Source organism: Microbacterium sp. LEMMJ01 (genome assembly GCF_002114135.1).
Taxonomy (GTDB): domain Bacteria; phylum Actinomycetota; class Actinomycetes; order Actinomycetales; family Microbacteriaceae; genus Microbacterium.
Genome location: NZ_NCTV01000023.1, coordinates 35,867 through 48,906 on the forward strand (window position 1 = coordinate 35,867; position 13,040 = coordinate 48,906).

Genomic DNA, 13,040 nt, shown 5'->3' on the forward strand with positions numbered 1-13,040 from the left:
TGCCCGGCTGAGTCACCCCTCAGCCACATCCAATGGATGCTTCTCCTCCGTGTGACGCATGCGCCCGGCCAGCAATGCGATCAACGCGAGAGCTGGCGGAATGACTCCCGCAATCACAAAGATGATGGGGATGGGAACCAGTAGTGAGAGCGGCCCCGCGATGGCGATTGAGACCGGCATGAACGCGATCGAAACGAAGAAGTCGAGGCTGGCGACTCGGCCGATCATGTCGAGCGGCACCAACCGTTGCAGCAATGTTCCCCACACGACAACGCCAGCCCCGGTGAGTGCACCGACGACAAAGAGCGCGGAGAGCATGAGGATCAAATTGTCGGCAACGCCAATGACCACAAGAGGTAGTGTTCCTCCACCCCAGCACAGGATCATAAACGTCAAGTACCGACGTGGAAGCTTCAATGACGACACGACCAGCGAACCGACAGCCCCACCTATCCCATATGCGGCCAGAAGGAACCCGAAGGTAGCTTCAGCATCCTCGAATCGGTCGCGGGTGAGGAACGGGAGGAGAACTTCGATCGGGCCTTGGACAATGAGCGCAAGCGACGACCCGAAGATCAGCGTCCAGAGCAACCAGCGTGTGCGAGCCACGTAGGCAACCCCCGCATGAAGATCACCCCAGACGCTCGGGCGATCCTCGGGAGGAGTGGGCTCAGTGTGTTCGTCACGACGGCTAAGAAACAAGGTGATGACGAAAGCAATCGCGTACGAAGCCGCGACGATGACCGCTCCGATAGCGGGGAAGAACATACCGACGATGACTCCACCGAGGGCCGGGCCGAGCCCTTGCCCCATCGATGGACGGAGCGCCCCTTCGAGCCCATTCGCGGCCAGGAGCTGCTCCGGCGGAAGAACCACAGGTAGGTAAGCGCTGTACGCAGGGTAGAAAAAGGCGCTCCCGGCACCCATTGCGAACGAGGCTGCGGCGACGTGCCAAAGTTCGATATTCCCGGTGAGCGACAAGACCGCCACGGCGGTCATGATCGCGGCCGTTGAGCCCTGCACTGTGATGAGAATCCGGCGTTTGGAGAACCGGTCTGCGACAACCCCACCGAGAACGGAGAACGCGAACAGGCCAAGACTCATTCCGGTTGCGACCGCCGACAAGGCAAGTGGGCTGTCATCGAGTGCGAGCACTTGAAAGATCATGACGATCGTCCACATACCGGTCCCGAATACCTCGATGCCGACGGCGGCAAACAGGAGACGGTAATCACGTGATGCCAATGGGCGGAGTGCGCGTAGCTTGAAGGTGTTGCTCATACCAGCGCCTCGCCTTCAGCCATCGCCATCAGATGGTCATGAGGCCATTGGGCGACATCGCGCAGGAGTTGCCGGTCGTGGGTCGACAGTACGACGGCCGCTTGGGTAGCCCCGAGTGCCTCGGTGAGTTCGTCAACGAGCGCGATGGAGAGGTGGTTGGTGGGTTCGTCTAGCAGTAGCACGTGCGGGCGTGCCGCGAGTACGAGCGCCAGATCGAGGCGTCGTTGTTGACCCATCGACAGTTCACCCACTCGTTTGCCTGCCTCGCGCGATCGCAGCAGTCCAAGTTGACCGAGACCGACCGTCTCAGATGACTGCAGCGTTCCTTGACCGACGAGTTCGTCGAGGTGACGGCCGTATATCTCGTTCGCCCGGCGATCCGGCGGCAGCATCGTCTCCTGACGAAGAAAACCCAAACGCGTGCCACGGGATGTCCGCACTGTTCCCGTGTCTGGCAGTAGTTCGCCCGCCGCGATACTCAGGAGCGTCGACTTTCCGGCCCCGTTCGAGCCGGTGATCACGAGCCTGCCGCGGTGCGAGAGTTCGAACGACACCGGCTGCGCTAACCTCCCGGCAAAGCTCACGTTGTCGACGTTTAGCAGCACCGCCCCTTTTCGTGTGGGCAGGTCGGGGAACTGGAACAGTTGCGGTGGTTCTGGCACCGTCACCGCGTGTGCTTCGAGCGCTTCCTGGCGTCGGTGCACGCTCTGCACCAGCCCGCCCGCGCGCGTCGCGCGGCCGTGCTTCGGTGACCCCTTCTCCGGTCGCCACCCCGACACCAGCCGATTCTGCGCAGCGCTGAGACTCTCCTGCAGCCGCGCTTGCTCCTGCTGCTGACGCTCGTACTCCTGCTCCCAGCGTTCCCGCTCGGCCAGGCGCCCTTCTCGGTATCCCGCATACCCGTTGCCGTAGATGCGGGGGCGATCATCAGGTGTCGGATCGAGGTCAACAACCGTCTCCGCAATGTCAGAGAGCAGCGCGCGATCGTGGCTGACGATCACGACACCACCGTTGCGCGCGCGGAGTTGCGTGGTCAAGAAATCAAGTCCGCTGCGGTCGAGGTGATTGGTGGGCTCGTCCAGCAGTAAGAAATCATCTTCAGCCCCCAGCAGGCAGGCCAACCGCACTCGGTATCGCTGCCCCACAGACAGATCCGAGAGCAACCGCGTCGTGTCGGTTTCGGCGTCGAGTGCTTCGAGCGCGATCTGTACGCGGCGCTCGGCATCCCACGCGTCGAGCGCTTCAGCACCTTCCAATGCCGCGGCATACTGCTCTGCGGCCTCGTCACTCCCATCCGCAAGAGCAGCAGCAGCGGCGTCGAGCGCGGCCAGCGCTGCGAGCGGTTCAGCGATTGCCTCCGCGACGGCCTGCCCAACGGTGCGGTTGTCAGTGGAGTTCATCTCTTGTTCAGCGAGCCCGAGCGTGCCGATGCGCTGGATCGTTCCACTATCAGGTACCAGCGTGCCCGCGAGCGCGTGCAGAAGTGTGGTCTTTCCGCGCCCGTTCTCTCCGACGATCGCCACACGAGACGCGGGAGTGACGACGAGATCGACATGGTTGAGCACCGGGGTTACGCCTCGCATTACGGAGACGTCAGAAGCGGTGAGTTGCGCGCGATGGCGCGCCGGATGACGGTTAGTAGGGGTAAGCATTCAAATCCTTCAGCAAGGCGCACCACGACAAGCCGAACAGCAAGCGGGTACGCGAATGACGGCGACCCTCCATGGGGCCAGAACAAGCGGCCGCCGCAAGCTCGGAGTTACTCAACGAGCACGGTAGGCCTACTCAACCATCACAGGAAGTACAAATGCATACCGTCAATTCTACCCCACACTCACACGGCACCAACGAATCGGGTGCCGACAGCGGCTCCGGAGGCTTGATCGGTCTGATTCGGCCGCACTATCGGCGCCGCTGTCGCGGTCGGTCGGAATCAGTTCAGTGCCAGCTCGGACACTTTCTCGCCGTCACGCCGTTCATCGAGTTCCTTTGCACGCACGCGACACAAGATGATCAGGCTAATGGGTCCAAATGCGATGAATTTCATCGCGTTCCACAGGCTGAGGAGGACGAGGAGATTCAGCCATGCTGGTCCGCCGCCAGCGGCCAAAGATGAGCACCAAAGCGCAAGGCCAAGGTATGGCAGGGTGAGGAGCATGGCAGGAACTCCCCACTTCAGCCCACGCCGACTCCGGACCCACCGGAGCACGATGTTGCTCGGTGCGTAGCGCTGCAGGAGCGAATAGATGAAGCTCGTAATCGCCAAGACTGGACGAATCATGATGGGCCTCTCGTCACACGTCGTTCTCCGTCGAGGAAGCAGTGTGTGATCGAACGCCCAGAAGGGCCGCCCCGGAGGGCCCGCAGAGTTGAGAACCTGCTTCAACCTCCAGGGTACGCCGACATTCCGATCGATGAAAGGGCAGCTCGCGCGTACCTCCTGAGCGATGCACAGCGAAGGAGGCTTTCCATGCCAACGCTCACTGCCCTCGTCAAGGACGAAAGAACAGCTCGCCAGCTATTGGCCGTGACCGGTTCACCGGGTGACATCTCAACCGGTGCGCTTCTCTCCCGAGTTGGCGCGGTTGAGGCAATCGCTCTGATCGAGCGCGACATCGCCGTCCCAGGAATGGATGCGGTCGAATCGGCCGTCTGGCGCGATCGTATGCGTCCCCGAGCGGGTGTGGATTATCTTGCCGCACAGACGCTCAGCAGCGACGACTACCGGGTACTGATCCCGAGCGATCCAGATTGGCCGACTGGCATAGGCGACCTCGGCGATCGTGCCCCGTATGCGCTGTGGGCGCGCGGGCGTACGGATCTGCTCGGCAACACACTCTCACGATTCGTCACCGTCACCGGTGCGAGAGCAGCCACAGCGTATGGCACGCACATCACCGAGGGCCTCGCCGGTGAGCTGGCCCGAAACGGCAAGACGCTGGTCGCTGGCGCGGCTTACGGAATCGAAGGATCAGTACACCGTGCGGCGCTCGCCGAAGGGGGCAACACCATCGCAGTGCTCGCTTCCGGGATCGACCGCCCCTACCCCGCGGGGCACAGCGAACTGGTGGCCTCGGTCGCACGCGCTGGTCTGGTGCTTTCTGAGGCGCCGCCCAGCGTCGCACCAACCCGGCAGCGATTTCTGGATCGTTCTCGTATCCTCGCAGCAATATCCGGAGCCACAGTCGTTGTTGAGGCAGGGTTTCGGTCGGGTGCCCTTCACACTGCTCATGAGGCCAACGCACTCGGCCGAATCGTTGGTGCAGTGCCCGGCCCCATCACGAGCGCTGCCAGCTCCGGCACGAATCATCTGTTGCAAGACGGCGGAGCGGAAGTCATTGTCCGCGCGTCGGACGTTGTGCGTGCCCTGGACAATGAAGACGCTCCCGGTCGGAACTCGGTCCATCCGGGAGCGCCTCGATCAGTATCTCCAGCGAGCCGCGCGTTGTAGCAGCTAACTCACTGTGGGAATCTCCACGACCAGAGCCTTTCGTACTTCATCGAGGTCGACGCGGATGAGCCGACCGACACGGTACCCGTGCACGGTTCCATCAGAGATTCGGCGTCGAAGGGTCTTGACCGAGACCCCCAGGTTCTCTGCTGCTACTGCCAGTGAAACCAGCACAGAATCCTGGGTTACTTGCGGTTGTCGAGCGGTCATCATGCGGCCCTCCTGTGAGCTGACTAGCTTTGCTTCACAGGTGTCCAGCGCTGTCCGGTTACGTCGTCTGGCCCGCGCTCGGTGCCCCGGAGATCGTCGCGCCGACACGCGCACTCATGCGATCCGCCAACTCCCGATCTCGACTCATCGTGGCGTGCTGGTATCGGAGCACGATATGGATGTCAGCGTGGCCGCCGCGTCGCATCAGTTCCGCGAGAGTTGCTCCTTCCTGCGCGAAGAGCGTCAAGCCGGTGTGCCGGAGGTCGTGGAACCGGAAGCGATGTGGCAGGTTTGGAACGCGCTCACGTGCGTCAGCCCAGACGTACCCCCAGCGTGTGTTCGACAGCGGCATGCTGCCGCCGGGGCTCGCTGGGATCACGGGGGCTTTGGCCTCCGCAGCAACATAGTCGTTGAGGTGTTCCTTCAGGCGCTGAATCATGAGTTTCGGGACACTCAACGAACGCTTACCCGCCTCGCTTTTCAGCTCCGTGTAGTCGCCGGTGTTGGCATTGAGCTGGCGACGCACGTGCAGTGTTGCGCTGCCGTCATCATGCCATTCAATATCTCGGCGCTGCACGCCCAGGCACTCGCCCCGTCGGAGTTGGCACCACGCGGCAAGCTGCACCATGATCGCCCACTGGGTCGGCACCGCCTCATACAGGGCTTCGACTTGTACCGGCGCGATGACGTCTTCGCTTTCGTCATGGTCGACGTCGTAACGGACGGACTCTTGACGCGGAATCGATACGTTCGGTGCCGCGGGGATGATGCCATCGCGGGCGGCTTGGCGCAGGATCATCATGAGCACAATCAGCACCGGCCTTGTGATTCCGTTGAACTTCGACTTCGGATTCAGCGGTGCCGGTATCTGGTCGAGGCGATCTGTCATCTCGCGAATACGATCGGCGTCAATCTCTTTCAAAGGAGTATCACCAAACTCCGGGACGAGATACCCCGTCACTTTGCCCGCGTAGGAGCGAACCGTTCCAACGGCGCGCATCTTGCCGCTGCGGTTCGGTTCGGTCCTGATCATCTGCAACCAGCGCTTCGAGTACTCCTCGAAGCCCATGGAACGTGCTTTCTCCTGCTCCGCATCAGCGCGGTTTCGTGCCGCCACAACCGCAGGAGGCTCCCACTGCCCGAGCGAAATCTTCGTATGCACCGCCGCAAGCCATCGGCGGGCGTCCGTCTTGGTGAGAAACGTGAGCGACCTATCGTCTTCAGTTCTCGCCGTATAGGTCTCTCCATCTGGGCCCGGGTACCGAGCCTGCCAACGCCCGGAGGGCAACTTCCGCAGGCTCCCCCACGATTCCCTCTTCGTCGCACTCATGATGCCCTCCCGTGTACTCGGATGGACGCGAATGGACGCTCGTGCCACTCCGTGCCACTTCCTCCGTGTGCCGATGAACATCCGCATGATTCCGCGGATATCACGGGGTTGACGGTGCCTCCTATGGCACGAAGTGGCACGGACTTGGTGCCTTGCCGAACCCAGATTTCGGTGGGTACGCTCCCTCGCTTCCGCAAGGAAGGTGCACGCGTGCCATCCGCGTGCCACTCCGAATGGGTGTTCCTGGTCATTTCTGTCCTCCTCTGTCATCGAACAGAGAGCACGAAAAAGGCCCGAACCCGCGAGATTTCGCGGATCCGGGCCTTTGACCAGGCTTTTCAGCCGAGGCGCTTCAAGAAACTTCTAGAAGTCCCAGTCGTCGTCTTCCGTGGCCTCGGCCTTGCCGATGACGTAGGAGGAGCCCGAGCCGGAGAAGAAGTCGTGGTTCTCGTCCGCGTTCGGGGAGAGCGCCGACAGGATCGCCGGGTTCACGTTGGTGACGCTGGAGGGGAACATCGCCTCGTAGCCCAGGTTCATGAGGGCCTTGTTGGCGTTGTAGTGCAGGAACTTCTTGACGTCCTCGGTCAGCCCGACGCCGTCGTAGAGGTCCTGCGTGTACTGCACCTCGTTGTCGTAGAGCTCGTAGAGCAGGGAGAACGTGTAGTCCTTGAGGTCGTCCTTGCGCGCCTGGTCGGCCGTCTCGAGTCCGCGCTGGAACTTGTAGCCGATGTAGTACCCGTGCACGGCCTCGTCGCGGATGATGAGGCGGATGAGGTCGGCCGTGTTCGTCAGCTTCGCCTTCGACGACCAGTAGATCGGCAGGTAGAAGCCCGAGTAGAACAGGAACGACTCCAGCAGCGTCGAGGCGACCTTGCGCTTGAGCGGGTCGTCTCCCTGGTAGTAGTCCATGATGATCTGCGCCTTCTTCTGAAGGTTCGCATTCTCCGTGGACCAGCGGAACGCCTCGTCGATCTCCTTCGTCGACGCGAGCGTCGAGAAGATCGAGGAGTAGCTCTTCGCGTGCACCGACTCCATGAACGCGATGTTCGTGTAGACGGCCTCCTCGTGAGGCGTGATCGCGTCGGGGATCAGCGACACCGCGCCGACGGTGCCCTGGATCGTGTCGAGGAGCGTGAGCCCGGTGAACACCCGCATGGTGAGGAGTTGCTCGTCGGGGGTGAGCGTGTTCCACGACTGCACGTCGTTCGACAGCGGTACCTTCTCCGGCAGCCAGAAGTTGTTCACCAGACGGTTCCAGACCTCGAGGTCCTTGTCGTCCTGGATGCGGTTCCAGTTGATCGCCTGCACGCTGGAGACCAGCTTGAGCGGGGAGTGCGGAGTCATTCTTGTCCTAGTTCCTGGGTCACTGAGCCTGTCGAAGTGTCAGAGCATGCACGAGACGCACTCGGTCATGTCGGTGCCCTCGAGCGCCAGCTGACGCAGACGGATGTAGTAGATCGTCTTGATGCCCTTGCGCCATGCGTAGATCTGGGCCTTGTTGATGTCACGCGTGGTGGCGGTGTCCTTGAAGAACAGCGTCAGCGACAGACCCTGGTCGACATGCTGCGTGGCCGCGGCGTACGTGTCGATGACCTTCTCGTAGCCGATCTCGTACGCGTCCTGGTAGTACTCCAGGTTGTCGTTCGTCATGAACGCCGCCGGGTAGTAGACGCGACCGAGCTTGCCTTCCTTGCGGATCTCGATCTTCGAGGCGATCGGGTGGATCGAGGAGGTCGAGTTGTTGATGTAGGAGATCGAGCCCGTCGGCGGCACGGCCTGCAGGTTCTGGTTGTAGATGCCGTGCTCCTGGATCGACGCCTTGAGCTGGACCCAGTCCTCCTGCGTCGGGATGTGCTTGCCCGCGAAGAGCTCCTTGACCTTCTCGGTCTCCGGGACCCAGGCGCGGTCGATGTACTTGTCGAAGAACTCGCCGGACGCGTAGGTCGAGTCGGCGAATCCGTCGAACGCCGTGCCGCGCTCGATCGCGAGCTGGTTCGAGGCGCGCAGCGCGTGGAACAGCACGGTGTAGAAGTAGATGTTCGTGAAGTCGACACCCTCCTCCGAGCCGTAGAAGACGTGCTCGCGGGCGAGGTAGCCGTGCAGGTTCATCTGACCCAGGCCGATCGCGTGCGACCGGTCGTTGCCGTCCTCGATCGAGCGGACCGAGCGGATGTGGCTCTGGTCGCTGACCGCGGTGAGCGCGCGGATCGCGGTCTCGACCGTCTGGCCGAGGTCGTCGGCGTCCATCGACAGCGCGATGTTCATCGAGCCGAGGTTGCAGGAGATGTCCTTGCCGATCTCCTTGTACGACAGGTCGTCGTTGTAGGTGGTCGGCGTGTTCACCTGCAGGATCTCGCTGCAGAGGTTCGACATGTTGATGCGCCCCTTGATGGGGTTGGCCTTGTTGACCGTGTCCTCGAACATGACGTACGGGTAGCCGGACTCGAACTGGATCTCGGCGACGGTCTGGAAGAACTCGCGGGCGTTGATCTTGGTCTTCTTGATGCGCGGGTCGTCGACCATCTCGCGGTACTTCTCGGTGACCGAGATGTCGCCGAACGGGACGCCGTAGACCTTCTCCACGTCGTACGGCGAGAACAGGTACATGTCCTCGTCGTTCTTGGCGAGCTCGAACGTGATGTCCGGCACCACGACACCGAGCGACAGCGTCTTGATGCGGATCTTCTCGTCCGCGTTCTCGCGCTTCGTGTCGAGGAAGCGCATGATGTCGGGGTGGTGGGCGTTGAGGTACACCGCACCCGCACCCTGACGCGCGCCGAGCTGGTTGGCGTAGCTGAAGCTGTCTTCGAGGAGCTTCATGACCGGGATGATGCCCGAGGACTGGTTCTCGATCTGCTTGATCGGGGCGCCCGCCTCGCGGATGTTCGACAGCAGCAGGGCCACGCCGCCGCCGCGCTTCGAGAGCTGCAGGGCGGAGTTGATGCCGCGGGCGATCGACTCCATGTTGTCCTCGATGCGCAGCAGGAAGCAGCTGACGAGTTCGCCGCGCTGGGCCTTGCCCGCGTTGAGGAAGGTCGGGGTGGCCGGCTGGAAGCGACCGGAGATGATCTCCTCGACGAGGTTCACGGCGAGCTTCTCGTCGCCGTCGGCCAGGGCGAGCGCGGTCATCACGACGCGGTCCTCGAAGCGCTCGAGGTAGCGCTTGCCGTCGAACGTCTTCAGCGTGTAGCTCGTGTAGTACTTGAAGGCGCCCAGGAACGTCTCGAAGCGGAACTTCTTCGAGTAGGCGAGGTCGTTGAGCTTCTGCACGAAGTCGAACGAGTACTTCTCGATGACGGCGCCCTCGTAGTACTCCTTCTCCACGAGGTAGTCCAAGCGCTCCTTGAGCGAGTGGAAGAACACCGTGTTCTGGTTCACGTGCTGCAGGAAGTACTCCCGCGCGGCGCGCTTGTCGGCGTCGAACTGGATCTTCCCGTTCGCGTCGTACAGGTTCAGCATCGCGTTGAGCGCGTGGTAGTCCAGGCCCTCGTACGCGGGGTTCACCTTGAATGCCACTGTCTCGGTCACTGAAGATTCCACCGTCGTTCCAATCCGTCGCTCACGCGATCCACGTCGTCCTGTGTGCCGAAGATCTCGAGCCGATACAAGTGAGGCACGTGGCACTTGCGGCTGATGATGTCGCCGGCGAGGCAGAACGCGTCGCCGAAGTTGGTGTTGCCCGCGGAGATGACCCCGCGGATGTGGCGCCGGTTGCGCTCGTCGTTGAGGAACCGGATCACCTGCTTGGGCACGGCCCCCTTCTCGACCCCGCGCCCGACGCCCCCGCCGTAGGTGGGGGTGACCAGCACGAAGGGCTCGTCGACGACGAGGTCCTCTTCGTTCCGGTGGAGGGGGATGCGTCGGGCGGGGAGCCCGAGCTTCTCGATGAAGCGCGCGGTGTTACCCGACACGCTCGAGAAGTAGACCAGGAGCGGCGCTGCGGTCGCGACGGCGCTCATAGCTCTCTCCTTGGGTTCCTGAGCCTGTCGAAGGGCCGGGTGGCGAGCCTGTCGGACTACGCCAGGCGGGACGCGAGCTCGTCGATCTTGTCGGGACGGAAGCCCGACCAGTGGTCCTCGTCCGTGACGACGACCGGCGCCTGCATGTAGCCGAGCGCCTTGACCTGCTCCAGGGCCGTCGGGTCCTCCGACAGGTCGTGGATCTCGTACTCGATGCCCTTGGCATCCAGGGCACGGTAGGTCGCGTTGCACTGGACGCAGGAAGGCTTGGTGTACACCGTGATCGACATCTGAACCCCTCAAATCTCTGGTTTCTCCGGCAGACCTCCGCCGGGATCTCAATACTACATATAGGGACGGACATTCGGTGCAACCACAAGGGGTAGTAGTTACATCCGTGTAGTTTTTCCACCGCTCTCTACAGATACAACACAGGTTGTCCACCGTTTCTTCCACAGGCGGACCCCCTCTCCCGGGGTCGTCGACCCGCGGGAAATCGCGGCTGGGAGGAGCCTGTGAGAGATCCATCCACAGGGGGCACCCTACGAGGGGCTTCCGACATCCCCAGGCCTGTGGAATTCGCCCGTCGGCGTGTCCACGGCGTGTCGCGGCGTGTCGGTCGTCGGCCCGTCCCTCCGACGTCGCCGCCGCCCGGTACCGTTGTCGAGTGGCGGGCTATCGGGATCTTCTTCGCACGCCGGGAGTGGGCCGCATGATCGCCGCCCAGCTCACCGCGCGCTTCCCCAACGGGATGATGTCCTTGGCGATCCTGCTGCACGTCGAGCAGCAGACCGGATCGTACGGATCGGCGGGCCTCGTGCTCGCCGCGACCAGCGTCGGCCAGGCGGTCGCCGGCCCCATCACCAGCCGGTGGATGGGCGCCTGGGGCATGCGGCGGGTGCTGACCCTCACCCTGTCCGTCTGCGTGATCGCCGTGCTCGGTCTCGGGCTGCTGCCGCTCTCCGTCCCCGGCTACATGGCTCTCGGCATGATCGCCGGCCTGTCGACCCCGCCCGTGCAGGCGGCCGTCCGCACGATCTACCCCAAGCTCGTGAACGCCGGCCAGCTCACGCCGCTGTTCTCCCTCGACGCGTCCCTGCAGGAGATCATCTGGGTGCTGGCCCCGGTGGTCATCACCCTCGTCTCCACCCAGGTCGGCACCATGGAGGGTCTGCTCCTGGTGGCGATCGTCCTCGTCGCCGGCGGCGCGTGGTTCATCCTCTCCCCCGAGGTCGGCCGCGTGCGCATCCCCCGCAGCCGCAATGCGCTGGGCAAGGTCGTCCTCAAGCCGCCCGTGCTCCTCGCGACGGTCATCGGTTTCCTCCTCATCGGCGCCTGCTCGGCGGTCGAGGTCGGCGTGGTCGCGACGTTCGAGCACGGCAGCCTCGCGGCGGGCCTCATCCTCGCCGTCTTCTCCGCCGGCAGCCTGGCCGGCGGTCTCGCCTTCGGCCACATCCCGATCGGCCCGTGGGCCATGGCGCGCCGCCTGCTCATCGTCACCGTGGGCCTGGCCCTCACGATGGTGATGCTCAACGTCTTCTGGCTGGGCGGCACGCTCATCCTCGCCGGCATCGGCATCGCTCCCGCCCTCGCGGTGCTGTTCGCCATCACCACGGCCAGCGTGAAGTTCAGCGAGACCGCCGAGGCCTTCGGCTGGGCGGGCACCGGCCAGCTCATCGGCGCCGCAGCCGGATCGGCGGTCGCCGGCTTCCTCGTCGACGTCGGCGACTGGCGCGGCGCCTACCTGGCCGCCACCATCTTCGCGGGCGTCGGACTGCTCGTCTCGATCGTGTTCGTGCGCTCCTTCCCCGATCTGCGTCACCGCGACGCGAGCCCCCATCCCGATACCGAGCCCCTGGCGGTCACCCCCTCATGAGCCCCTCCGTCCCGTCCTCCTCCCCCGCGATCGTGTGCGTCGGCGAGTCGATGGCGCTGATCACTCCCACCGGCGCCGACCTCGCGTCCGCCGACACGGCGTCGATCACGCACGCGGGCGCGGAGGCGAACGTCGCGGTCGGCGTGGCGGCCGCGGGCCACCGCGCCGCCTGGGCCTCCCGCCTCGGCGACGATCCCCTCGGCCGACGTCTCACCGCCGAGCTGGAACGGCGTCGCGTCGAGTTGTGGACCGAACTCGACGCCGAGGCACCGACCGGTGTGATGTTCAAGGATCCCGGCGTGGAGTCGTCGGCCGTCTACTACTACCGCCGCGGCTCGGCCGCCTCGCGCATGGCACCGGGGTTCCTGTCCCCCGCGCAGCTCGCCGGCGTGCGCATCGTGCACACCACGGGCATCACCCCGGCGCTGTCCGCGACGTGCCTGGCGATGGTCGACCAGCTCTTCGCCGACGCGCGCACCGCCGGAGCCGTCGTCTCGTTCGACGTCAACGACCGCCGGGCGCTGTGGAGCCCGGAAGAGGCGGCCGCCACCCTGGCTCGTCTGGCCGACGCCGCCGACATCGCCTTCGTCGGCCGCGACGAGGCCGAGCGCATCTGGGGCACCGCCACAGCAGCGGAGATCCGCGCCTACCTCCCGCACTGCCGCCTACTCGTCGTCAAGGACGGCGACGTCGGCGCGACGGCGTTCGCGGGCGACGCGGACCCGGTGTTCGTTCCCGCGCCGGTGGTCGACGTTGTCGAGCCCGTCGGTGCCGGCGACGCCTTCGCGTCCGGGTTCCTCGCCGCGACGCTCGACGGCGCCGACCTCGAGACCCGCCTGGCCGCCGGACACGAGGCCGCCGCGCGGGTACTCCGCATCGCGGCCGACCTGCCGCCTCTGGAGCCCGCGCGCTGACGCCGCCCGCCACGCCCCG

The 13,040-nt window shown here is 64.2% G+C and carries 12 protein-coding genes; 3 read left to right on the forward strand and 9 right to left on the reverse strand.

Features of this window, described 5'->3' with window-relative positions; all coding sequences use genetic code 11:
* Positions 1-12: 12 nt before the first annotated feature.
* From B7W94_RS06600 to B7W94_RS18375, 3 genes are all read right to left on the reverse strand, one after another.
* On the reverse strand, positions 13-1,281 hold the full coding sequence (locus B7W94_RS06600) for an MFS transporter (RefSeq protein WP_085605432.1): 1,269 nt from the start codon (positions 1,279-1,281) through the stop codon (positions 13-15).
* Positions 1,278-2,933: an ABC-F family ATP-binding cassette domain-containing protein gene (locus B7W94_RS06605; protein ID WP_085605434.1), complete on the reverse strand. Its 1,656-nt coding sequence runs from the start codon at positions 2,931-2,933 to the stop codon at positions 1,278-1,280. Before B7W94_RS06605 ends, B7W94_RS06600 begins: the two co-directional genes overlap by 4 nt.
* Before the next feature lie 281 nt (positions 2,934-3,214).
* On the reverse strand, positions 3,215-3,439 hold the full coding sequence (locus B7W94_RS18375) for a hypothetical protein (protein WP_239464251.1): 225 nt from the start codon (positions 3,437-3,439) through the stop codon (positions 3,215-3,217).
* 312 nt (positions 3,440-3,751) lie between these two features.
* On the opposite strand from B7W94_RS18375, the gene B7W94_RS06615 reads away from it, so the two are divergent.
* Positions 3,752-4,732, forward strand: a complete 981-nt coding sequence (locus tag B7W94_RS06615) for a DNA-processing protein DprA (protein ID WP_085605438.1) — start codon at positions 3,752-3,754, stop codon at positions 4,730-4,732.
* A gap of 3 nt (positions 4,733-4,735) precedes the next feature.
* Here B7W94_RS06615 and B7W94_RS18465 read toward each other — a convergent pair whose 3' ends face one another.
* The 6 genes from B7W94_RS18465 to nrdH all read right to left on the reverse strand — a co-directional run bounded on the left by B7W94_RS18465 (position 4,736) and on the right by nrdH (position 10,521).
* Complete coding sequence (locus B7W94_RS18465; RefSeq protein ID WP_085605440.1) at positions 4,736-4,945, reverse strand: excisionase family DNA-binding protein; 210 nt, start codon at positions 4,943-4,945, stop codon at positions 4,736-4,738.
* Positions 4,946-5,000: 55 nt separating this feature from the next.
* A complete protein-coding gene (locus B7W94_RS06625) occupies positions 5,001-6,104 on the reverse strand; it encodes a tyrosine-type recombinase/integrase (RefSeq protein WP_253247398.1) in 1,104 nt (367 codons plus the stop codon).
* 531 nt (positions 6,105-6,635) lie between these two features.
* Positions 6,636-7,616 (reverse strand): class 1b ribonucleoside-diphosphate reductase subunit beta, encoded by a 981-nt coding sequence (gene nrdF / locus B7W94_RS06630; protein WP_085605444.1) that lies wholly within the window; start codon positions 7,614-7,616, stop codon positions 6,636-6,638.
* Between the two features lie 39 nt (positions 7,617-7,655).
* A complete protein-coding gene (nrdE, locus tag B7W94_RS06635; RefSeq protein ID WP_029989124.1) occupies positions 7,656-9,800 on the reverse strand; it encodes a class 1b ribonucleoside-diphosphate reductase subunit alpha in 2,145 nt (714 codons plus the stop codon).
* Entirely contained in the window at positions 9,797-10,231 is a 435-nt protein-coding gene (nrdI, locus tag B7W94_RS06640) for a class Ib ribonucleoside-diphosphate reductase assembly flavoprotein NrdI (protein ID WP_071329095.1), read from the reverse strand. Before nrdI ends, nrdE begins: the two co-directional genes overlap by 4 nt.
* A 56-nt stretch (positions 10,232-10,287) precedes the next feature.
* Entirely contained in the window at positions 10,288-10,521 is a 234-nt protein-coding gene (gene nrdH / locus B7W94_RS06645) for a glutaredoxin-like protein NrdH (RefSeq protein WP_017202656.1), read from the reverse strand.
* A 422-nt stretch (positions 10,522-10,943) separates the two neighbouring features.
* On the opposite strand from nrdH, the gene B7W94_RS06650 reads away from it, so the two are divergent.
* Both B7W94_RS06650 and B7W94_RS06655 read left to right on the forward strand, forming a co-directional pair.
* Entirely contained in the window at positions 10,944-12,107 is a 1,164-nt protein-coding gene (locus B7W94_RS06650) for an MFS transporter (protein WP_051582162.1), read from the forward strand.
* Complete coding sequence (locus tag B7W94_RS06655; RefSeq protein ID WP_085605445.1) at positions 12,104-13,021, forward strand: sugar kinase; 918 nt, start codon at positions 12,104-12,106, stop codon at positions 13,019-13,021. Before B7W94_RS06650 ends, B7W94_RS06655 begins: the two co-directional genes overlap by 4 nt.
* Positions 13,022-13,040 lie beyond the last annotated feature (19 nt).